Annotated in this window: 22 protein-coding genes; 14 read left to right on the top strand and 8 right to left on the bottom strand. The window is 70.3% G+C overall.

Features of this window, described 5'->3' with window-relative positions; all coding sequences use genetic code 11:
* Positions 1-5: 5 nt before the first annotated feature.
* Genes L0H79_RS04855 through L0H79_RS04840 form a run of 4 tightly spaced genes read right to left on the bottom strand, consistent with a single transcriptional unit; the run spans position 6 to position 4400 of the window.
* A complete protein-coding gene (locus tag L0H79_RS04855) occupies positions 6-1748 on the bottom strand; it encodes a ubiquinol-cytochrome c reductase cytochrome b subunit (protein ID WP_301483428.1) in 1743 nt (580 codons plus the stop codon).
* Entirely contained in the window at positions 1745-2845 is a 1101-nt protein-coding gene (locus L0H79_RS04850; protein ID WP_301483427.1) for a ubiquinol-cytochrome c reductase iron-sulfur subunit, read from the bottom strand. Before L0H79_RS04850 ends, L0H79_RS04855 begins: the two co-directional genes overlap by 4 nt.
* 48 nt (positions 2846-2893) lie before the next feature.
* Complete coding sequence (locus L0H79_RS04845) at positions 2894-3700, bottom strand: c-type cytochrome (protein ID WP_301483426.1); 807 nt, start codon at positions 3698-3700, stop codon at positions 2894-2896.
* A 43-nt stretch (positions 3701-3743) separates the two neighbouring features.
* Positions 3744-4400 carry a heme-copper oxidase subunit III gene (locus tag L0H79_RS04840; protein WP_301483425.1) on the bottom strand — a complete coding sequence of 219 codons (657 nt, stop codon included), beginning with the start codon at positions 4398-4400 and terminating at the stop codon, positions 3744-3746.
* 167 nt (positions 4401-4567) lie between these two features.
* Between L0H79_RS04840 and L0H79_RS04835 the strand changes: the two genes are divergently transcribed.
* The 3 genes from L0H79_RS04835 (at position 4568) to L0H79_RS04825 (ending at position 7202) form a co-directional block, all read left to right on the top strand.
* Positions 4568-5023 (top strand): response regulator, encoded by a 456-nt coding sequence (locus L0H79_RS04835; protein WP_301483424.1) that lies wholly within the window; start codon positions 4568-4570, stop codon positions 5021-5023.
* A gap of 3 nt (positions 5024-5026) precedes the next feature.
* Entirely contained in the window at positions 5027-6085 is a 1059-nt protein-coding gene (gene trpD, locus L0H79_RS04830; RefSeq protein ID WP_301483423.1) for an anthranilate phosphoribosyltransferase, read from the top strand.
* A 70-nt stretch (positions 6086-6155) separates the two neighbouring features.
* A complete protein-coding gene (locus tag L0H79_RS04825) occupies positions 6156-7202 on the top strand; it encodes a glucose 1-dehydrogenase (RefSeq protein WP_301483422.1) in 1047 nt (348 codons plus the stop codon).
* Between the two features lie 85 nt (positions 7203-7287).
* Here the strand turns inward: L0H79_RS04825 and L0H79_RS04820 are convergent, their stop codons facing one another.
* Positions 7288-7572 (bottom strand): Lrp/AsnC family transcriptional regulator, encoded by a 285-nt coding sequence (locus L0H79_RS04820; RefSeq protein ID WP_301483421.1) that lies wholly within the window; start codon positions 7570-7572, stop codon positions 7288-7290.
* A 25-nt stretch (positions 7573-7597) separates the two neighbouring features.
* The gene (locus L0H79_RS04815) at positions 7598-9349 is read right to left on the bottom strand and encodes a DEDD exonuclease domain-containing protein (RefSeq protein ID WP_301483420.1); all 1752 of its coding nucleotides are present in this window, start codon (positions 9347-9349) and stop codon (positions 7598-7600) included.
* 99 nt (positions 9350-9448) lie between these two features.
* Here L0H79_RS04815 and L0H79_RS04810 point away from each other — a divergent pair, with 99 nt between their 5' ends.
* Both L0H79_RS04810 and L0H79_RS04805 read left to right on the top strand, forming a co-directional pair.
* Positions 9449-9766, top strand: coding sequence for a hypothetical protein (locus L0H79_RS04810; protein ID WP_301483419.1), 318 nt, complete (start codon positions 9449-9451; stop codon positions 9764-9766).
* A gap of 113 nt (positions 9767-9879) precedes the next feature.
* Positions 9880-11049 carry a hypothetical protein gene (locus L0H79_RS04805; protein ID WP_301483418.1) on the top strand — a complete coding sequence of 390 codons (1170 nt, stop codon included), beginning with the start codon at positions 9880-9882 and terminating at the stop codon, positions 11047-11049.
* On the opposite strand, the gene L0H79_RS04800 is transcribed toward L0H79_RS04805, so the two are convergent.
* Positions 11040-12833 (bottom strand): long-chain fatty acid--CoA ligase, encoded by a 1794-nt coding sequence (locus tag L0H79_RS04800; RefSeq protein WP_301483417.1) that lies wholly within the window; start codon positions 12831-12833, stop codon positions 11040-11042. The two genes, L0H79_RS04805 and L0H79_RS04800, sit on opposite strands and share 10 nt — an antisense overlap.
* A gap of 78 nt (positions 12834-12911) precedes the next feature.
* Between L0H79_RS04800 and L0H79_RS04795 the strand changes: the two genes are divergently transcribed.
* The 5 genes from L0H79_RS04795 to L0H79_RS04775 are packed head-to-tail and all read left to right on the top strand — an operon-like array spanning position 12912 to position 15868.
* Positions 12912-13364: an SRPBCC family protein gene (locus L0H79_RS04795; RefSeq protein WP_301483416.1), complete on the top strand. Its 453-nt coding sequence runs from the start codon at positions 12912-12914 to the stop codon at positions 13362-13364.
* Positions 13361-13780 (top strand): hypothetical protein, encoded by a 420-nt coding sequence (locus L0H79_RS04790; RefSeq protein ID WP_301483415.1) that lies wholly within the window; start codon positions 13361-13363, stop codon positions 13778-13780. The genes L0H79_RS04795 and L0H79_RS04790 overlap by 4 nt, the downstream gene beginning before the upstream one ends.
* Positions 13780-14745, top strand: a complete 966-nt coding sequence (locus L0H79_RS04785) for an ROK family glucokinase (protein WP_301483414.1) — start codon at positions 13780-13782, stop codon at positions 14743-14745. The genes L0H79_RS04790 and L0H79_RS04785 overlap by 1 nt, the downstream gene beginning before the upstream one ends.
* The gene (locus L0H79_RS04780; protein WP_301483413.1) at positions 14742-15431 is read left to right on the top strand and encodes an endonuclease/exonuclease/phosphatase family protein; all 690 of its coding nucleotides are present in this window, start codon (positions 14742-14744) and stop codon (positions 15429-15431) included. The genes L0H79_RS04785 and L0H79_RS04780 overlap by 4 nt, the downstream gene beginning before the upstream one ends.
* Positions 15428-15868 carry a hypothetical protein gene (locus L0H79_RS04775; protein ID WP_301483412.1) on the top strand — a complete coding sequence of 147 codons (441 nt, stop codon included), beginning with the start codon at positions 15428-15430 and terminating at the stop codon, positions 15866-15868. Before L0H79_RS04780 ends, L0H79_RS04775 begins: the two co-directional genes overlap by 4 nt.
* Before the next feature lie 124 nt (positions 15869-15992).
* Here L0H79_RS04775 and L0H79_RS04770 read toward each other — a convergent pair whose 3' ends face one another.
* Positions 15993-16499 carry a hypothetical protein gene (locus L0H79_RS04770; protein ID WP_301483411.1) on the bottom strand — a complete coding sequence of 169 codons (507 nt, stop codon included), beginning with the start codon at positions 16497-16499 and terminating at the stop codon, positions 15993-15995.
* Between the two features lie 80 nt (positions 16500-16579).
* Here L0H79_RS04770 and L0H79_RS04765 point away from each other — a divergent pair, with 80 nt between their 5' ends.
* From L0H79_RS04765 to L0H79_RS04750, 4 genes are all read left to right on the top strand, one after another.
* Positions 16580-17434 (top strand): 1-acyl-sn-glycerol-3-phosphate acyltransferase, encoded by an 855-nt coding sequence (locus tag L0H79_RS04765; RefSeq protein WP_301483410.1) that lies wholly within the window; start codon positions 16580-16582, stop codon positions 17432-17434.
* Positions 17435-17620: 186 nt separating this feature from the next.
* Complete coding sequence (locus L0H79_RS04760) at positions 17621-18940, top strand: class II 3-deoxy-7-phosphoheptulonate synthase (protein ID WP_301483442.1); 1320 nt, start codon at positions 17621-17623, stop codon at positions 18938-18940.
* On the top strand, positions 18937-20016 hold the full coding sequence (locus L0H79_RS04755; protein ID WP_301483409.1) for a low specificity L-threonine aldolase: 1080 nt from the start codon (positions 18937-18939) through the stop codon (positions 20014-20016). The genes L0H79_RS04760 and L0H79_RS04755 overlap by 4 nt, the downstream gene beginning before the upstream one ends.
* 367 nt (positions 20017-20383) lie before the next feature.
* On the top strand, positions 20384-20536 hold the full coding sequence (locus L0H79_RS04750; RefSeq protein ID WP_301483408.1) for a hypothetical protein: 153 nt from the start codon (positions 20384-20386) through the stop codon (positions 20534-20536).
* Positions 20537-20729: the final 193 nt, after the last annotated feature.

The raw sequence follows: 20729 nt of genomic DNA, 5'->3' as shown, positions 1-20729 counted from the left end.
CCGGGTCAGTGTCGCTCGATGGCCGGTTCGGAAGCCTCGGTCTCGGCGGCCTCGGTCTCGGTCGGCTCGGTGGCGAGGGCCGGCCCGTGGGCGTGGTGGGCCGCCTCGAGCTCCGCCGGCGTCACCGGGTCGACCCGGTCCTTGAAGTAGAAGTGGGACAGCTTGGCCCGCCACTGATCCTTGCGCGCGACTGGGTTGGCGACGCCATGCGCGTCCGTGGTCTCGGTGACGACGAACGGCTCCTGGACCTCCTGCTGGACGAGGTGCCACCGCTCGCGCGGCGTGAGGGGCGCATGGATCTCCTCGAACTCGCCGTTGGCGTGACGCCAGATCGTACCGGTCTCGCGTCCGTGCAGCACCTTGTCGCGGTCGTACTGCTGCATGCTCAGGCAGATGCGTTTGGTGATCCAGTAGGCGATCGGCGGGCCGATGAAGAACAGCACACGCAGCGTGTTGGTGATGTCGTTGATCGACAGGTGCAGCTTGATCGCCATGAGGTCGTTGCCGGCGGCGAAGAAGAGCACGCTGTAGAGAACGATCCCAGCGACCCCGATGCCGGTGCGGGCCGGAGCGTTGCGCGGCCGGTCGAGCAGGTGGTGCTCGCGGTCATCGCCGGTGACCCACTTCTCGACGAAGGGGTAGATGCCGATGATGGTCCACATGATCGGCAGCAGCAGGATCGAGCCCGGGAAGATGTTCATGCTGAAGGTGAACCCGAAGGCCACGAACTCGAGGAACCCGGGCAGCAGGCGCAGTGCTCCGTCGGCGAAGCCCATGTACCAGTCCGGTTGGGAGCCGGCCGTGATGGGTGACGGGTCGTACGGCCCGTAACCCCAGATCGGGTTGATCGAGACGACCGCCGAGATGAGGGCGATGACGCCGAAGACGATGAAGAAGAAGCCACCCGCCTTGGCGATGTAGACCGGCATGAACGGGTAGCCCACGACATTGTTGTTGGTGCGCCCCGGGCCGGGGTACTGGGTGTGCTTCTGGAGGAACACGAGCAGGATATGGGCGGTGAACAGGCCGACCAGTGCCGCCGGAACCAGCAGGATGTGCAGCGAGTACAGGCGGGGGATGATCAGCTCGCCCGGGAAGGCCCCACCGAAGATGAAGTAGGCCATGTACGAGCCGATCACCGGGATCGACTGGACGAACCCGTTCATCGCGCGGATGCCGGTTCCCGAGAGCAGGTCGTCGGGCAGCGAGTAGCCGGCGAAGCCCTCGATGCACGCGAGCAGTGACAGGATCGTGCCGAACACCCAGTTGATCTCGCGAGGCTTGCGGAAGGCGCCGGTGAAGAACACCCGGGCCATGTGGCAGAAGACGGCCACGACGAAGATCAGGGCCGCCCAGTGGTGGATCTGTCGGATGAGCAGGCCGCCGCGGATGTCGAACGAGATGTCGAGGGTCGACCGGTAGGCGTCGGAGACCATGACCCCCTGCAACGGCACGTAGGAGCCGTCATACGGGCTCTGCGTCATGCTCGGAATGAACCAGAAGGTGAGGAACACGCCGGTCAGCAGGCAGATGATCATCGAGTACATCGCGATCTCGCCGAGCATGAACGACCAGTGGTCGGGGAAGACCTTCTTCATCAGGGTCGAGACGCCCTTGGTGCCGCCGGTGCGGTCGTCGACCCAGCCGGCGATGCCGCCCAGCGGACGTGTCTCCTCGTGGTCGCGCCGGGCGGCGGCGTCGTGGGCGCGCAGCGCGTCCGCGGGACGTTCCTCGTTGATGGTGCTCATCGTGCACGCTCCCAGAAGCTCGGGCCGACGGGCTCGTGGAACCCCTCCGGCGCGACGAGGTAGCCGGCATCGTCGACAGTGATCTTCAGCTGTGGCAGCGGCCTCTTGGCCGGGCCGAAGATGACGGCGCAGTCATGGGTGAGGTCGAAGGTCGACTGGTGACAGGGGCACAGCAGGTGGTGCGTCGTCTGTTCGTAGAGGCCGACCGCACACCCGACGTGGGTACAGATCTTCGAGTAGGCGACGACCCCGTCGACGCTCCAGTCCTTGGCCTTCTTGACCTTGATCAGGTCAGGGTCGATACGGATGAGGATGACCGCAGCCTTGGCCTTCGCCTCGAGCACGTGACGTCCCTCGTCGAGGTACTTCTGCAAGGTTTCGGGCATGACGTGGAAGACGGAGCCTTGGGTGACGTCGGAGAGCTTGATCGGCGTCATCTCGGGGTCGCGCATGAGGCGGATCGGTTTGCCGTCGTTCTCCTCCGGGTCCCAGATCGTCTCCTTGAGCTCCCCGACCGTGACCGGCCCGAGGGAGCCGACGAGTTGGAAGGCGAAGGGCAGGGCGAAGAGCCCGAGCGCGCCCCCCAAGGTGTACTTCAGCAGGGGCCTGCGATCGAGTTGCGCGCTGCGGCCGCCCTCGACGACGACGTTGACGGCCGAGGCTCGTTGCTCGTCGGTCGAGCGCTGGAGGTGGCGCTCCTCGACGATCTCGTGGTCGGGCATCAGGGTCTTGGCCCAGTGGACAGCTCCGATGCCGATCAGGAAGAGCGAGAAGCCCATCGACAGGCCGAGCGCGACGTGCAGCGTGTTGATCGTGCCGACGCCGGGGAAGAAGAACGTCGACTCCTCGGGGATCGCGAAGTAGGTGACGAGGAAGACGAGCGTGGCGACCATGGACAGCGCGAAGAGCGTGGCGACCTGCCGCTCCGCGTGCTTGGCCGCCTGGGGCTCGACGTCGGCCGCTCGGTAGACGTGGGGGGGCAGCCCTGGGTTCTCGAACCGTTCGGGCAGGGCGCCACGGGTGGTGAGTGCGCCGGAGCTGCTCGCGTGGGCGAGGTCGGTCGACTGTGCTGGCGCTCCGTTCTCGTGCTCAGTCATCGGATGGGTCCTGTCCGTCGGGCGTGGTCGGGGCGAGGCGCGGGAGACTCATGCGGCCTTCTTCCCGAGCCAGATGGCGCAGCCGATGAGGATGCCGATGCCGAAGGTCCAGGCGAACAGGCCCTCGGAGACCGGGCCGAGGTTGCCCAGCGTCATGCCGCCCTGCTCCGGCCTGTTCTCGATGGCGTGGAGGTAGGAGATGAGCTGCTGCTTCGAGGCGGGCTTGATGTTCGTGTCGCTGAAGACGGGCATGGACTGCGGGCCGGTCACCATCGCCTCGTAGATGTGCACCGGATCGATGCCCTGCAGGGGGGGTGCGTACTTGCCTCGGGTCAGGGCGCCACCGGCGCCGGCGAAGTTGTGGCACATGGCGCAGTTGACCCGGAAGATCTCACCGCCCCGGGCGATTGCCTCGTTGTTCTCCTGGGTGCCCGGCTCGATGACGGTGGTGTACTGCTGGTCCGGGACGGCAGGGCCTGGAGCCAGCGAGGCGACGAAGGCGGCGATGGCGGCGATCTGGTCGCTGGTGAACTTGATGTCCTGCTGAGCCGGGGCCTGGACGTTGGGTGATGTCATGGGCATGCGCCCGGTACTCATCTGGAAGTCGACTGCCGCTGCTCCGACGCCGTAGAGCGAGGGCCCCTCGTTGGTGCCCTGCGCGCCGGTGCCGTGGCACGAGGCGCAGTTGGCGAGGAACAGGGTCTTGCCCTGGGCGACGGTGTCGGCGGCAGCCGCCGAGGCGTTCGCGTCTTTCGGCGCGGCGAACGAGTAGGCGCCGCCGGTGACCAGCAGGCCGACGAGAATCAGCAGAGCGATCGCAGCAGGGTGTCGGCGGCGTGCGGCCAGTGCTTTCACTGTGAGGTCCTGTCGTCCATGGTGATAGGTCGCTGGTTGGAGGTCACTGCAGGATGTAGATCGTGAAGAAGAGCGCGATCCAGATGACATCGACGAAATGCCAGTAGTACGAGGTGACGACCGCGCCGGTGGCGTTGGCATGCGTGTAGCGCCGGGTCGTGAACGTGCGGGCGATGATGAGCAGGAACGCGATGAGCCCGCCGGTCACGTGCAGGCCGTGGAAGCCGGTCGCCATGTAGAAGATCGAGCCGTAGGCGTCGGACGACAGGGTGATCCCGTCGTGCACCATCTCCGAGTACTCGAAGACCTGGCCGGCGATGAAGAAGGAGCCGAAGAGGTACGTGACGACGTACCACTCGCGCATGCCCCAGTTCGCGATGTCGAGCAGTGAACCGGTGCGGGCCTTCTGACCCTTCTCCGCCTTCCACACGCCGAGCTGGCACCACACCGAGGAGATGACCAGGACCAGAGCGTTGATGGCTGCGAAGGTGACGTTCAGCTGCTCCGTCTTCTCCGCCCATAGCTCCGGGCGCACCGCGCGCAACTGGAAGTAGATCGCGAAGAGGCCGGCGAAGAACATGAGCTCGCTCGACAGCCAGACGATCGTGCCCACCGCGACCATGTTCGGGCGGGTCGCGGGGCCGTGCCCGGTGTCGGCAAGAGCGCTGGGAGGTATCGATGCTGTGGCCACGTCGGTCATTATTCCCACATTCCGTGCGCTGTGCGGTAGCGACCCCCCGCTTTTCCGAGCGGATGCCGTCGATTCGTGATCAAGACCTGCTGGAACCAGGCCCAGTGCCCCAGACGTTACCGATGTTCGGCCCGGCCTGACAGTGGGCTGCACCGCAGCCCGGTAGCATCGCCCGCATGACCGCTTCGACCCCCGGCACGACGTCCGGCAACGCCCCGAGCGGGGCGGGCTCGGGCCTGCACCGCGTCAGCGTGCTGCTCTACAGCGATGACATCACGACGCGCGACGCAGTGCGCGCCGCCGTGGGTCGGCGCCCCGCCAAGGACGTCGAGGTGGTCCGCTGGCACGAGTGCGCGACGCACGCCGCGGTCGAGAGCGCGGTGCGGGCCGACCGATTCGACATGCTCATCCTCGACGGCGAGGCCGCCAAGGTCGGCGGAATGGGAATCTGCCGACAGCTGAAGAACGAGATCTTCGACTGCCCGCCGGTCATCGTCCTCACGGGTCGGCCGCAGGACAGCTGGCTGGCGGCCTGGTCGCTCGCCGATCTGGCCGTACCGCACCCACTCGACCCGATCGCCCTCGCGTCGGCCGTGGCGGATCTCGCGCGGACCACCACGTCGGTCGCCTGAGGCATGAGCCAGGAGCACCGACCCACCTGGCCCGCCGTCCTGTCGACCCTTCTCGCCGGCACCGACCTCGACACCGAGTCGGCCCGATGGGTGATGGACGAGATCATGGCGGGGGAGGCAACCCCGTCGCAGATCGCGGGGTTCCTCATGGCCCTGCGGGCCAAGGGGGAGAGCGTCACCGAGATGCGTGCCCTCGCCGACCAGATGCTCGCGCACGCGCGTCGCATCGAGGTCGCCGGGCCGAGCCTCGACATCGTCGGAACCGGCGGGGACCGGGCGCACACCGTCAACATCTCGACCATGTCGGCCATGGTGGCCGCAGCCGCCGGCATTCGTGTCGTCAAGCACGGCAACCGGGCCTCGTCGTCCTCGTCGGGTTCGGCGGACGTCATCGAGGCCCTCGGGATCGACCTCGGCCTCACGCCTGAGCGGGTCGCCGAGATCGCGGGGGAGGTCGGCATCACCTTCTGCTTCGCGCAGATCTTCCACCCGTCCTTCCGCCACACGGCGGTGCCTCGTCGTGAGTTGGGCATCGGCACCGCCTTCAACTTCCTCGGCCCGCTGACCAACCCGGCGCAGCCCACGTATGCCGCCGTCGGCTCGTCCGACGCACGGATGGCGCCGCTCATCGCCGGGGTGTTCGCCCAGCGCGGCACGGACGCCGCGGTGTTCCGTGGCGACGACGGGCTGGACGAGGTCACCGTGTCGACGACGACCCGCGTGTGGTGGGTGCGCGACCGCACGGTCGTCGAGCGCCGCGTCGACCCCCAGCGCGTAGGCCTGCCGCTGCACCCGGTCGAGTCGCTGCGTGGTGGGGATGCCGGGCACAACGCCCAGGTCGTGCGCGACGTGTTCTCCGGTGCACCCGGTGCCGTGCGGGACGCGGTCCTGCTCAACGCCGGTATCGCGCTCGCCCTCGCGCAGCGCGACTCCGGCTCGACCCAGGACGACTTCGAGCGCGACTTGCGGGCAGGGATGGCCGGGGCGGCCGAGGCGATCGACCACGGCGCCGCCTCCGAGCTCGTGTCCCGCTGGGTGGCCGCCACGCGTCCGCAGCACTGATCCGCCGGCAACCGCCCTTTACCCTGAGCGACTGCCTCGACGAGCAGCAGCTGATGGGTATGTTGAGCAGGTGCGAGCCCTGACGACGATCCCGCTGACCCCAAACACCCTCGAGGTGCGCGATGTGCCGGAGCCGGTGGCCTCGAGCACCGACCTGCTCGTCGCCGGCATCGCGGTCGGGGTGTGCGGCACGGACAAGGAGATCGCGGCCGGGGACTACGGTTGGGCGCCGCCCGGCCAGGAGCGTCTCGTCCTGGGCCACGAGTCGCTCGGTCGGGTGCGAGCGGCGCCGGAGGGCAGCGCCTTTCGCGAGGGTGACCTGGTCGTCGGGGTGGTCCGGCGCCCGGACCCGGTCCCGTGCGGTGCCTGCGCGCACGGCGAGTTCGACATGTGCCGTAACGGCCGGTACACCGAGCGTGGCATCAAACAGATCCACGGCTACTGCAGCGAGCAGTGGTCCGTGGAGCAGGACTACGCTGTGGGTCTCGATCCGCGGCTCGAGCACGTCGGGATGCTCCTCGAGCCGACCACAGTCGTCGCGAAGGCGTGGGAGCAGGTCGAGCGGATCGGCGCCCGAGCCTGGTTCGAGCCACGGACCGTGCTGGTCACCGGAGCCGGCCCGATCGGTCTGCTCGCAGCGTTGCTGGGCACCCAGCGAGGCCTTGACGTGCACGTGCTCGATGTCGTCACCGACGGCCCCAAGCCGGGGCTGGTCACCGACCTCGGCGCGAGCTACCACCACGACCCCGTCGACGCCGTGGCCAAGCGGGTCCACCCCGACGTGGTCATCGAGGCCACCGGGGTCAGCCAGCTGGTCCTGGCCGCGATGGCCGAGACCGCGTCCTATGGCATCTCGTGCCTGACCGGGGTGTCCTCGGGCGGACGTTCGCTCGACGTCGACCTCGGGCAGGTCAACCGCGACCTCGTCCTGGAGAATGACGTCGTGCTCGGCAGTGTCAACGCCAACCTGCGCCACTACCAGCAGGGCGCCGACGCCCTCGCCAAGGCCGACCTCGGCTGGCTGGACCGGCTCGTCACCCGTCGGGTCCCGCTCGAGAGGTTCCGCGAGGCCTTCACGCCTCAGGCCGGCGACGTCAAAGTCGTCATCGAGCTCTGACCGCCCGGCCACCAGAGGTCCGGGGCTGCCCGTTGCCCGCCACCTCGGCGGCATACCGCTGCCCGGCCGGAACCTCGCCCCGCGCTCACTCGTCGTCGAGCCCCAGCCTGAAGGCCGCTTCGAGGTCATGGGCCGAGTAGGTGCGGAAGGCGATGTGGGTCGAGGTGCCTGTCACGCCCTCGACCTTGTTGAGCCGGTCGGCGATGACGTCTGCGAACTCATCGTGCTCTCGGACCCGGACCATGGCGATGAGGTCAGAGTCTCCGGTGACGGAGTAGACCTCGGAGACGGCCGGGATGTTCGCGACGGTCTCGGCGACCTCTGGAATACGGTCGACCTCGCAGCTGATCATGACGATGGCGGTGATCACGCTCGTTACCCTATCCAGCACGACCCTATCCAGCGCGCAGCAGGGCTGAGCCCCGCCGGACGGGATGAGAGGCGTCGCGATCGAAGCTCGGCACCTGCCCGGCGGAGGCAACGACGGGTTCGAGGGCGTGGCGGATGGCGTCGGCGCCCCCGACGGGACAGCTCCACTCGCCGTCCAGGTCGACGATCCGGACGTCCGGCTGCTCGAGCCAGCGCAGCACCAGCTCGGTCTCCTCGGTCAGGGCGGCCGGCCGGCCCCCGTCCGGCACGACGACCTCGGCGGTTGCCCTCAGTGTCGAGACCTGGACCATCGGGTCGGTGCCGCGGCGGCTGACCGCAGTGCCCGCCAGCCGGCCGTGACGGACACAGACGAGCTCCCAGCCACCCTCGTGGTGGCGCCGTGCGGCAACGAGCTCTGGCGTCGCAGCCAAGGGTGCGAGGCGCTGCGCCCGCGCGGCGCCACGCACGAGGTGCAGGAACCGGTCCCGCACGATCGCGGCGTCCTCGAACCGCTCCTGCCGGGCCAGGGCGGACAGGCGCGCCTGCAGCTTGTCGGCACCCGGCCGGGCGTCGCCTCGGAAGATCGCCTCGCACTCGGCGACGACGACCGCGTACTCGTCGACCTGCTGCGTGCCGGTGCACGGCCCGCTGCACCGCCCCATCTCGAGCAGGGCGCACGCCGACGACGGGCCCGTCAGCCGCTTGGTGCACTGGCGCAACGGCAGGATCTCGTGGACGGCGTCGACCGCCTCCTGCGCGACGGCACGGGAGCGGAACGGTCCGATGCAGGCGGAGCCGTCTCCCGGTGGTGTGCGGACGATCGAGAGCCTCGGGAAACGCTCTCGGGTCAACCGGACCCAGACCGCGCGGCGGGCGTTCTTGGACCGGCGGTTGTAGCGCGGTGCGTGCTCGTCGATCAGTCGCACCTCTCGCACCTGGGCCTCGAGGACGGTCTGGCACACGATGGGCGCCACCACGTGGGCCAGGCGCACCATCTCGGTCATCCGGCTGCGTTGCTCGGCTGCGGTGAAGTAGGTGCGGACCCGCGACCGGATGTCACGGCTCGTGCCGACGTAGAGGGCCTGGCCGTCGCCGTCCTTGAAGAGATAGACACCCGGGGCATGGGGGAGGCCATCGGCGAGGTAGGCCTTGCGTCGCTGCGCCGGCGTCACCCGTGAGGTGTAGCTGCCCAGCTCCTCGATGGTGCGCACGCCGAGGTTGCCCACCCTCTCGATGAGGCCGTGCAGGACGTCGACGGTGGCCCTGGCGTCATGCAGGGCACGGTGGTCGGGTGTCGTGCGGGCGCAGAACACGCGGGCCAGGGATGAGAGCTTGTGGTTGGGCGACTCGTCGCGACCCACGAGATGACGGGCGAGGTGGAGGGTGTCGACGACCTCGAAGCCGGGCCAGACCTGCTCCGTGCGTGCCGCCGCCGCCTTGAGGAAGGTGATGTCGAAGGCGGCGTTGTGGGCCACCAGGACGCTGTCGCGGGCGAACTCGAGGAACGCAGGCAGGGCCGACTCGATGCGGGGCGCGTCGGCAACCATCGCATCGGTGATGCCGGTGAGGACGGAGATGAACGCCGGGATCGGCTCGGCAGGGTTGACCAGCGTCTGGAACTCGCCGAGCACCAGCCCGCCGCGGACCTTCACGGCCCCGATCTCGGTGATGGCGCACTCGACCGGGCTGCCGCCGGTCGACTCCAGGTCGACCACGACGAACGTGACCTCGGCCAACGCAGTGCCGAGGTCGTCGAAGGTGCTCTGGATCGCTTGCATGTGCCGACCGTATGGCGGGCCACCGACATGGCCCGGGAGGCGCGACGGACGGGGTCTGTCGGAGGGAGCACCTAGCGTGTGGGCCACATGATCGTGACGATGGTGCGTGACGATGTGAAGGAGGCGATCAGAATGCTTGTCGACTGCGATACCTGTCCGGTCCGCAAGGTCCGCTGCGCCGAGTGTCTGGTGACGGCGCTCGGGCACCTGCCCGTGCAGTCCGGCGCGCCGGTGTGGAGCGGGCCGGAGGCTGCCGCGGCTGCCAAGGGCCTGCCACTGGACCGTGCCGAGCGGCGAGCCGTCTCGGCTCTGGTCTCGGCCGGCCTCGTCAGGTCCGAGACCGCGCGCGCGGCCCGGGCGGTGCAGGATCCCCGGCCACCTCGGGCCCGAGCCGGGCACCGGCGTGCCGCCGGCTGACGATGCGCCGCCTCGCGCCGGCGCCGGCGGCGCTGCTGGCCATGGCCGTCCTCGTGGGAGGGTGCGCCTGGTCAGGTCGCCCGGTCGCTGATCTCCCCGCACGCCACCAGAGCGTGGCCCAGACTCGTGCCCCCCTCGGCACGAGCACCGAGCAGGCGGTCCACGACCTGTTCGAGACCCGCATCGAGGGCCTGCGGCGCGCAGATCTGCGCAGGTGGCTGCAGGGACTCAGGGGTCCCGACCTCATCGCCCGGCAACAGGCGCTGTTCGACCGGATGCGGATGCTTCGGGTGCGCGATGTCCGCCTGATGGGGGTCCGCTCCCTGGGTCCGGCCGAGGACCGGGCCAGCGGCTGGACTCGACGGATGGCGGTCGACCTGTCCTACCGGCTCACCGGCTTCGACACGGCCCCGCGGCGGTTCAGCCTCGAGGTGACGGTGGACGGGACAACGGCCGGCCCGCACGAGATTGCCGGGAAGAGCCAAGTGGCCCTGATCGGCTCTCGCCCGCTGGACCGGCCCCAGCCGTGGGACCTGCCCGACCTGCAGGTCCGTGCGGGCCCCTCCGTTCTCGTCGCCGTCTCCGGGACGCCGTCACGTGCGGAGGCCATCGCCCGGCAGGCGACGGTCGCGTCACGTCGCGTCGCGGGAGTGCTCGGTGGCACCCGGCCGGCGGTCGTCGTCGTGCCCGACACAGACGCCTCGGCAGCGTACCTGCTGGGCCGGGCGCCGGGCCGGCTGGATGGGGTGGCGGCCGTGACGGACGGTCCGCTCGAGCAGAATGGTCGGGCCGGAGCGGACCGGGTCGTGCTGGTCCCCACGGCTTGGTCCGCGTTGAGCACGGCAGGCCGTGAGGTCGTCCTGGCGCACGAGCTGACCCACCTGACGACGCGCGCCACCGCAGGCCGGGGGGTCCCGCTGTGGCTGTCCGAGGGGCTCGCCGAGTACGTCGCGTACCGCGACGTGCGCATGCCCGAGCCGGCTATCGTCCGGCCGGCTCTCGAGCAGGCGAGGCGCGCCGGCATGCCGACGCACTGGCCCTCCGACGCGCAGTTCGCGCCGGACAGCGGCACGCTCTCGGCGTCATACGGGCTGGCGCTGCTCGCGTGTCGCACGATCGCCGGCCGGCACGGGCAGGCAGGCCTGCTCGCCCTCTACCGCACGGCGACGGACAGCGGGACGATGGCGTCAGCGTTCCGTGCGGTGGGCACCGAGGAGGGCACGGAGCTGATCGCGTGGCGCCGGCGGGTCGCGGAGCTGCTCCGCGTCACGGCTCAGCCGTAGAGCTTCTCGACCTCGTCCGCGAAGTCCTTGAGCACAAGCGGACGCTTCAGCTTGAGCGACGGCGTCAGGTAACCGTTCTCCTCGGTGAAGTCGTCGGGCAGGATCGCGAACTTGCGGATCGACTCCGCCCGGCTGACGGCCTCGTTGGCTCGGTCGATCGCCGTCTGGAGGGCCTCGAGGACGACCGGGGTGTTCGGTGCCTCGGTGATCGACAGGTCAGCAAGCCCGTGAGCCTTCGCCCACAACGGCCACATCTCGCTGTCGAGCGTGACGAGAACTCCGATGAACGGCTTGCCCTCGCCGACGACGATGCACTGGGAGACGAGCGGGTGGGCCCGGAGCCGGTCCTCGAGCACGGCCGGCGCCACGTTCTTGCCCCCGGCAGTGACGATGATCTCCTTCTTGCGACCGGTGATCTTCAGGTAACCGTCCGCGTCGAGCTCGCCGATGTCACCAGTGTGGAACCAGCCATCGTCGTCCATCGCCTCATGGGTGGCCTGCTCGTTGTCGTGATATCCCGCGAAGACTCCGACTCCTCGGGTTAGAATCTCGCCGTCCGCGTCGATCCGGACACCACACCCGGGCAGCGGCGGACCGACCGTGCCGATCTTGATCTTGTCCGGGGTGTTGACGGTGACGGGGGCCGTCGTCTCGGTCAGGCCGTAGCCCTCGAGAATCGTCACGCCGATCCCGCGGAAGAAGTGGCCGAGCCGCGTCCCGAGCGGCCCGCCGCCCGAGACGGCGTAGCTGACCTGGCCGCCCATCGCGGCCCGCAGCTTGCCGTAGACGAGCCGGTCGAAGACGGCGTGCTGGACCCGGAGCGGCAGGCTGGGGCCACCCGCGTCGAGCGCCTCGCTGTGGGCGATGGCGACGGTGACGGCGCGCAGGAAGATCTTTCCCTTGCCGTCCGCGGCGGCCTTCGCCTCGGCCGAGTTGTAGATCTTCTCGAAGACGCGGGGGACCGCCAGGACGAAGGTGGGGCGAAAGGTCGCGAAGTCGTCGAGCAGCGACCTGATGTCCGACGAGTGCCCCATCCGGGCCCGTGCGGCGACGCAGAGCACCTCGATGAACCGGGCGAAGACATGCGCGAGGGGGAGGAAGAGCAGCGTGGAGGAGCCGCTGGCGCGAACGACGCCGCTCAGCTTCTCGATGGCGTTCTCGGCGAGCGCGAGGAAGTTGTCGTGGGTCAGCTCGCACCCCTTGGGGCGACCCGTCGTGCCAGAGGTGTAGATGATCGTCGAGATGCTCGAGCGGTCGAGGGACGAGGACCGGTCGTGCAGGTCGGACTCGGGCACGTCCTGCCCTTGCTCGCGCAGCCCGTCGACGCCGCCGCCCTCGATCTGGACGATGTGCTCCAGCACGGGCAGGGACTCCCGAGCCCCCTCGACGGTCGCTCGGTGGGCGTCGGTCTCCACGACGACCACCCGCGCGTCCGAGTCGCCGAGGATCCACTGGACCTGGTCGGCGGACGACGTCTCATAGATCGGCACGACCACACCGCCGGCCCGCCAGACGGCGAAGTCGAGCAGGGTCCACTCGTAGCGGGTCCGCGACATCAACCCGACCCGGTCGCCCACCGCCACGCCCTGTGCGATGAGGCCCTTGGCGACGGAGTCGACGTCTGCGGCGAACTCCGACCAGGTCACATGGGACCACGACCCCGCCGAGGCCTTCTTCGAGAACGCGATCCCCTGCGGGTCGAGATGCGCATTGCGACCTGGCAGGTCGGCAAGGCTGCCCTCGGTGGTGTCGGGGACGAGTGCCTCGACCACAAGCTCAATCACGGGTGCCTCCTTGGCCTGGGGGAGTCGTGTCTGCACCCTACCCGGGGGGGTGGGCGTCGAGGCGCTAGTCTTCGGCGCATGGCAAATCGGACCGAGAGCACCATCACCATCGATGCGCCACCCGCCGAGGTGCTCGACGTCATCGCGGACTTCGAGGCGTACCCCGAGTGGGCCGGGGACATGAAGCACGCCGCGATCCTCGCCGAGGATGGCGATGGCTGGGCGGACCGAGTCGAGTTCACGCTGGACGCGGGCGCGATCAAGGACACGTACGTGCTCAGCTACGACTGGGACGTCGTCGAGGATGGCAGCGGGGTGGTGTCGTGGACGATGGTCTCGGCGACCGTCCTGTCCGCCCTCGACGGCTCGTACACCCTGACCCGTGCCGGAGATGCGACGACGGTGACCTACCGCCTCGCCGTCGACCTCAAGATCCCGATGCTCGGCATGCTCAAACGCAAGGCGGAGAAGGTCATCATCGACACCGCGCTCAAGGAGCTCAAGAGGCGGGTCGAGGCTCCGCCCGCGTGACCACGAGCGCGGACGGCCACGACGGCGACCGCCCCGCCGTCGGCACGGTCGCCGAGGAGGCGGCCCGGCTCGTCGACCTGCTCTCGGGGCTCGGTGTCGGCGGTTCGGCCACGAGGACGCCCTCCAAGCCCTCCGGGCAGCCTGATGAGGGCAGCGCCGATGCTTCGCCGACCTGCACGTGCGGCGGTCAGCGGCCCGCGGCGTGTGGACTCTGCCCAGTCTGTCAGCTCATCGCCTTCGTGCAACGGGTCAGCCCGGAGACGATCGACCGGCTCGCAGAGGTCGTCGAGCTCGCGGCGACGGGGCTGCGCGACCTTGCGGTCGTGCAGCGCTCCCGTCGGGACCGCGAGCAGCCGGCCGAGGCGGACAGCAGCGATGGGGACGAGCGTGGACACCCTGCCGAGGGCGGAGTGTGATGCGTGGTCTGGCGGTCGGGATCGACATCGGTGGTACCAAGGTCGCCGGGGGAGTGGTCGACGAGTCCGGGCAGATCCTGCACCGGGCTCGCCGCAGCACCCCGCACCGGTCGACCTCGCCCAAGGTCGTCGAGGACACGATCGTCGCGTGCGTCGAGGAGCTGCTCGAGAGCAGCGACGGTGAGCAGATCGTCGCCGTTGGGGTCGGTGCGGCCGGCTTCGTGGGGGCGGACCGGGCGACGGTCGTGTTCGCCCCGCACCTGTCGTGGCGCAACGAGCCGCTTCGAGACCGGCTCCAGGCTCGGCTCGACCCACCGGTGACGATCGACAACGACGCGAATGCCGCCCTCTGGGCCGAGGCGCGCTTCGGCGCCGCCATCGGCGAGTCGCATGTCGTCATGATCACGCTCGGCACCGGCATCGGTGGTGCGGTCCTCGTCGACGGGCACGTGACCCGCGGCCGCCACGGGATCGCGGGCGAGTTCGGCCACATGCAGGTGGTGCCCGCCGGGCTGCGCTGCGAGTGCGGCAACCGGGGCTGCTGGGAGCAGTACGCGAGCGGCAACGCGCTCGTGCGCGAGGCGCGCGACCTCATCACGGCCGGCTCCCCCGTCGTCAGCGACCTGCGCGAACGGCTCGGCTCCGACGAGTCCGCCCTCACCGGCCCGCTCATCACCGAGGCAGCGCAGGCGGGCGACCCGACGGCGCGGGAGCTGCTCGGGGATGTCGGCGAGTGGCTCGGCCTCGGGATCGCCAACCTCGCTGCAGCGCTCGACCCCGGATGCTTCGTCGTCGGCGGCGGTGTCAGTGCCGCCGGGGAGCTGCTGCTCGGCCCGGCCCGCGAGGCCTTCCGCCGTCAGCTGCCGGGTCGGGGCTACCGTCCCGAGGCCGCGATCGTCCGAGCCCGGCTCGGTGCCGACGCCGGGCTCATCGGGGCCGCCGAGCTGGCACGGGCCGGCGGATGATCGAGGGCCGCCGGGTCCGGCTCGCGAGCTACAACCTGCGCGACCTGCTCGACGACCGGGTGGCTGCAGCCCGGGTCGTGCGCGCCATCCAGCCTGACGTCCTGTGCCTCCAGGAGGTGCCACGTCGGCTCACGACGGAGTTCTGTCTGCCTGCCTTCGCGCGCGCATGCGGCCTCTACTGGGCCGGCGGACGCCGCGGCTCCGGCGGCACGGCAATCCTCACGGCCCTGCGCGTGCACACGCACCGCGCCGTGACGCGACGGTTGACCGTTCGCTTCCCCGACCGGACGAGGGGGTATGCCGCTCAGCTGCTGTCGGTGCCCGGTGCCCAGCCGCTGTGGGTGGCCAGCGTCCACCTCGGGCTGCGTGCCGACGAGCGGGAGCGACACCTGGCCGAGGTCCTGGCCGGCGTGTCGCACCCCGCCGTCGTGGCCGGGGACCTCAACGAGGGCGCGACCGGTGCCGCCTGGGCACGCCTCGCCGCCGCCTACCGGAAGGTCTCGGGTGAGCATCCGACCTTCCCGGCCGACCACCCGACGTCAGCCCTCGACGTCATCTTCGCCAGCCCGGAGGTCAGCACGACACCGGTGGACCCCGTCGTGCATCCCCTTCACGAGGACCTCGTTGCCGCATCGGACCACCGGCCGTGCTGGGCCGACCTCATCCTCCCGGTGGCCCGTCCGTGACGTTTGGCGGCGGTCACACCCACGCGTTCAGCCTCGATGCGCTGCTGACCGCGCTGTCGAGCCAACCGGTGATCGTGGGCACGGACTGGACCAAGGCCATGTTCACCCCGGACCCGGACGGCCGGCTGCACCCGGATGGCTCGGTCGAGGGCGGCCATGAGTACGTCCTCGACCAGCTCGACACCGATACCGAGCGCATCTGGATGACCAACACGTGGGGCACCTCCTGGGGCCAGGCGGGCAGGGCATGGTTCTCCTTCGCCGACTTCCAGACTCTGCTGGGCCGGGACGGCGACTGCACGGTCTTCACCCCGATCACCCAGCCGGCTCCGGTACCGGCACCTGATGACGAGGTCACGACGCTGCTGAAGAACGCCGCGGCGCAGTCCAAGAAGGTGTCCGCCGCGCTCGAGCAGGCGCTCCACAGGCTCACCTGAGCGCGCCCGGGAGCTGTTGGACCCGACCGGTAGGTGCTGCGGCCCGGTGGATGGCGTCGACGTCGTGATCGCAAGTCGACCAGCTGTACACCCGGCCATGATGGCGTTGGCCTGGGCGACGGGGTCAGACGCGGGTGCCGTCGTCGAAGGGGTCGCGGTTGGAGCCACCTCGCACGACGAGCATGACGAAGCCGACGACGGTCATGGCCACCGCGGTCACGACCCACCAGCCGCTGCCGCCGCGGTCGAAGATGAGGACGTAGAGCAGTAGCAGCGGCCCGCCCGCGAGAAGGCACACCGTGGCCCAGTACATCGGGTCGTCCTCCGCCGACGGCAGCTCCACCGGCGGCGGGATGAAGTGGTCGTCCTCGTCGTCCTCGGGTGCGACCGCCTCGTCATCATCGCCGGTGCCGCCACGCCAGACCTGAGGCGTCGTCGGGGTGACCGGCAGCCCTCGTATCGTGCCCGGCAGCGGCAGGGCACCGCTGGCAGGTGGCGGTTCGTCGGGCTCGTCCGGACGCTCCGGGCCCGGGCGGGGCGGCGGATCGGCAGCAGGAGCCGGCTCGTCAGCGGTCTCGTCCCACCCGGCGACGATCCGCTCGAACTCCGCGTCCAGCTCATGGTCGTTCATGATGATCGAATCCTCGCACGCCGCCGCCCGGGTAGGCGAGTGTCGTAGAGTTCAGGCGGGCGACGACGGGAGGCGCGCGAGTGTTCTACTGGTTCCTCAAGACGATCGTGCTGGGGCCGATCCTCAGGCTGCTCTTCCGGCCATGGGTCGAGGGCGAGGAGTACGTCCCCACCGAGGGGGCCGCCATCCTGGCCAGCAACCACCTGTCGTTCTCCGACTCGATCTTCCTGCCTGTCGTCGTGTCGCGCCGCGTCACGTTCCTCGCCAAGAGCGACTACTTCACCGGCAGCGGACTCAAGGGCCGGCTCACAGCCGCGTTCTTCCGAGGCGTCGGCCAGCTCCCCGTCGACCGATCCGGTGGCACGGCGAGCAACGCGGCCCTCACCTCCGGGCTCAAGGTGCTGCGACGCGACGAGCTGCTCGGCATCTACCCCGAGGGCACCCGTTCCCCGGACGGCCGCCTCTACCGAGGCCGCACCGGGGTCGCCCGGATGGCCCTCGAGGCCGGTGTACCGGTCATCCCGGTCGCCATGATCGGCACCGACAAGGCGCAGCCGACCGGCAAGAGGCTGCCGCGGATCATGCGGATCGGTGTCCGGATCGGCCGGCCCCTGGACTTCTCCCGGTACGAGGGCATGCAGGACGACCGCTTCGTGCTGCGCTCCATCACCGACGAGATCATCTACGAGCTCATGCTGCTGTCCGGGCAGGAGTACGTCGACATGTATGCGACGTCGATGAAGGACCGCATCGTCGCTGCCGCCCGCGCGAAGGCCCGGGAGCTGCAGGAGGCCGCCAAGCCGGGCAGCACGGCGCCCGAGCTGGAGGAGGCCCTCGACGCCGCCGAGGGCAAGCCCGTCGTGCCCAGGCAGCTGACGCCCCCCACCGATGCGGGCGAGCAGCAGTCCGGCGGCGACGCCTCCGTGGCCTCGTGACGCCACGTCTCGCCGAGCCCGCCAGGCGCAGGGGAGCCGGCTGAGCGGCATCCGGTCGCCCAGGGTTCGGCATCCGGACCCGGCCGTCCGTGCGGATGCCCGCCGTCTACCCTGTGGAGCGTGACCACGAGCGCGTCCGACCCCACCACCGCGTCGATCCCCGCAGGGGAAGACAGGCTCGCCGCCATGCTCGCGGCGGCGTCCGAGCTCGAGACGGTACAGCAGCCCGGCTGGCCCGACACGGCGGCGGTGGCCGGTGTGGTCGAGACGCTCCGCTCGTACCCGCCGCTCGTCTTCGCCGGTGAATGCGACATCCTGGCCGAGCGGATGGCCGCAGCCGCCGACGGCGACGCCTTCGTGCTGCAGGGCGGCGACTGCGCCGAGACGTTCGCGGGTGCCACGGCCGACAGCATCCGGGACAGGATCAAGACGATCCTGCAGATGGCGGCCGTGCTCACCTACGGTGCGAGCAAGCCCGTCGTCAAGGTCGGTCGGATGGCCGGCCAGTTCGCCAAGCCACGCTCGGCCTCGATTGAGACGCGTGAGGGCGTGTCCCTCCCGGCCTACCGAGGGGATATGGTCAACGACTTCACCTTCCACGAGGCCGCCCGGACGCCCGACCCGCAGCGCCTCGTCCGGGCCTACCACGCGTCCTCGGCGACGTTGAACCTGGTCCGCGCGTTCACCACCGGCGGCTTCGCCGACCTGCGCTACGTCCACGAGTGGAACCGCGGCTTCGTCCGCACGACGGCCAACGCCAAGTACGAGCAGCTGGCGCGCGCGATCGACAAGGCGATGCGCTTCATGGCGGCCTGCGGGGCCGACTTCGACAAGATGCGCACCGTCGAGTTCTTCGCCGCGCACGAGGCGCTCGTGCTCGACTACGAGCGGCCGCTGACCCGCATCGACTCGCGCACCGGCAAGCTCTACGACACCTCCGGCCACTTCGTCTGGATCGGGGAGCGTACCCGTCAGCTCGACGGCGCCCACATCGACTTCGTCTCGCGGATCAGCAACCCGATCGGCGTCAAGCTCGGTCCCAAGGCGGATGTCGACGAGGTGCTGCGGATCATCGACAAGGTCGACCCCGACCGCACGCCCGGGCGGCTGACCTTCATCACCCGGATGGGCGCGCACACGATCCGGGAGGCACTGCCGGCGCTGCTCGACAAGGTCGGCGGCTCGGGCGCAAAGGTGACCTGGATCTGCGACCCGATGCACGGCAACACCTTCGAGGCGACCACCGGGCGCAAGACCCGCAACTTCGACGACATCGTCGACGAGGTGCGAGGCTTCTTCGAGGTGCACCAGTCGCTCGGGACCGTCCCCGGCGGCATCCATGTCGAGCTGACCGGCACCGACGTAACCGAGTGCCTCGGGGGCACCGCGCAGATCAACGACACCGACCTCGAGAAGCGCTACGAGTCGCTGTGCGACCCGCGCCTGAACCACCAACAGTCGCTCGAGCTGGCGTTCCTCGTCGCCGAGATGCTGGGCCAGGCGTGAGCGGGGCGTCCATCGTTGCCGATCTGCTGAGCGACACGCTCACCCGACCGACGCCCGCCATGCGGGAGGCGATGGCGCAGGCCGAGGTCGGCGACGACGTCTTCGGTGAGGACCCGACCCTGCGGGCCCTGGAGGAGCGGGTCGCCGGGCTGATCGGCCAGCCGGCGGGGCTCTTCACGCCGTCCGGGTCGATGGCCAACCAGCTCGGGGTGCGCCTGCACGCCGGCCCCGGAGCCGAGCTCGTCGCAGACTCGCTGGCGCACGTCGTGCGGGCCGAGCTCGGCGCCGCGGCCGCGCTCTCGGGGATCACGTCGCGCACGTGGGTCGCCGAAGCCGGCCGGTTCCGCGCGGAGGATGCGGCCGCGATGATGGTCACCGGCGTCGGGCCCTACCAGGTCTGCACCGGCGTCGTGGTCGTCGAGAACACCCACAACTTCGGCGGTGGCACGGTCCAGTCCCTCGAGGAGATCCGCGCCGCCCGGCGGTTGACCCGGGCGGCCGGGGTTGCGATGCACCTGGACGGGGCCCGGCTCTGGAACGCCCACGTGGCGACAGGGGTCGCCCTCGCCGACTACGGCCGGGAGTTCGACACCGTGTCGGTATGCCTGAGCAAGGGCCTGGGCGCGCCGGTCGGTAGCGTCCTGCTCGGGTCTGCCGAGGCGATGGCCGAGGCGCGGGTCTGGCGCAAGCGCTTCGGCGGGGGGATGCGGCAGGCCGGCATCCTCGCCGCGGCCGGGCTGTACGCCCTCGACCACAACATCGAGCGGCTCGCCGAGGACCACGCGCGGGCCCACCGCGCCGCAGTGGCGATGGCCGACGCGGCCCCCGGCAGCGTCGTGCCCGACAGTGTCGGGACGAACATCGTCATCGCCGACGTCTCCGCCGCAGGCTGGACCGCGCCCAACTTCGTCGCTGCGGCCCTGGAGCGCGGTGTCCGGCTGTATGCCGTCGGGCCGGCGCTGGTGCGACTCGTCTGGCACCTCGACGTCGATGACGCGGCCACCGACCACGCCGTCGACGTCGTGACCGACCTGCTCGCCCCCGAACGGACCGCTCGGGGCCGAACGGGGCGGTAGACCGGCCGGCAGGGCGTGGGAGCCCCGCGTCCGTGCACATCTGGGCGCATCCCGGGGCGGCCGCCCAGGTGGGCACCGAGGTCCCGGACGGCGGACCGGAGTCTGTGCAGGGGTCTGGGCATTCCGTGGCGTCGTTGCTATCTTTTTGTTGCGCGGCCCCGGACCCCGGCCGCGAGGATTGGCACACATTCTCGTGGTGCTGCCCTAGACCCCGGCAGCTTACTCAGGAGCTGGTTTCGAGTAGGCAGGCCAAACGCAGATGTCAACGCAGCAGCATTCCCACCGGGTCCCCGCCCGGGCGGCCCGGGCCGGTCGCGACGGAACGGTCCGCAGATGGCCGCCAGCCTCAGCAGTGGTGCCCGCGCCGGTGGGCAGGCAAGCTCGGCGCGTCGGCACCGCGGTGACCGCTGCCGCGAGCGGTAGCGCGCCGGGCACGTCGGGCGGTATGCCGTTCTACGGTGCCAAGCGGCCGGCGGCCGGGGCACGCTACCCCGCCGACCCGGCCTACTTCCTGGGCTGACATGCGCGCCCAGGACGTGTCCGATGGCGGGCTCGGTGCGCCGGTGGCCCTCTGGTCCCACCACGGGCTGTCCGATCCCGAGAGTGCGCGGACGCGACCGGTCGTCGGGCCGAACGACCTGTGGGACCGGTGGACGCGGCCGTGGTGAACCAACGCAGCAGGGAGTGGTAGGCGACCGGACGCGTGTGTGTTT

The sequence above is a fragment of the Intrasporangium sp. genome (assembly GCF_030452765.1).
Lineage (GTDB): Bacteria > Actinomycetota > Actinomycetes > Actinomycetales > Dermatophilaceae > Intrasporangium_A.
This window is presented reverse-complemented; position numbering and strand designations above follow the sequence as displayed.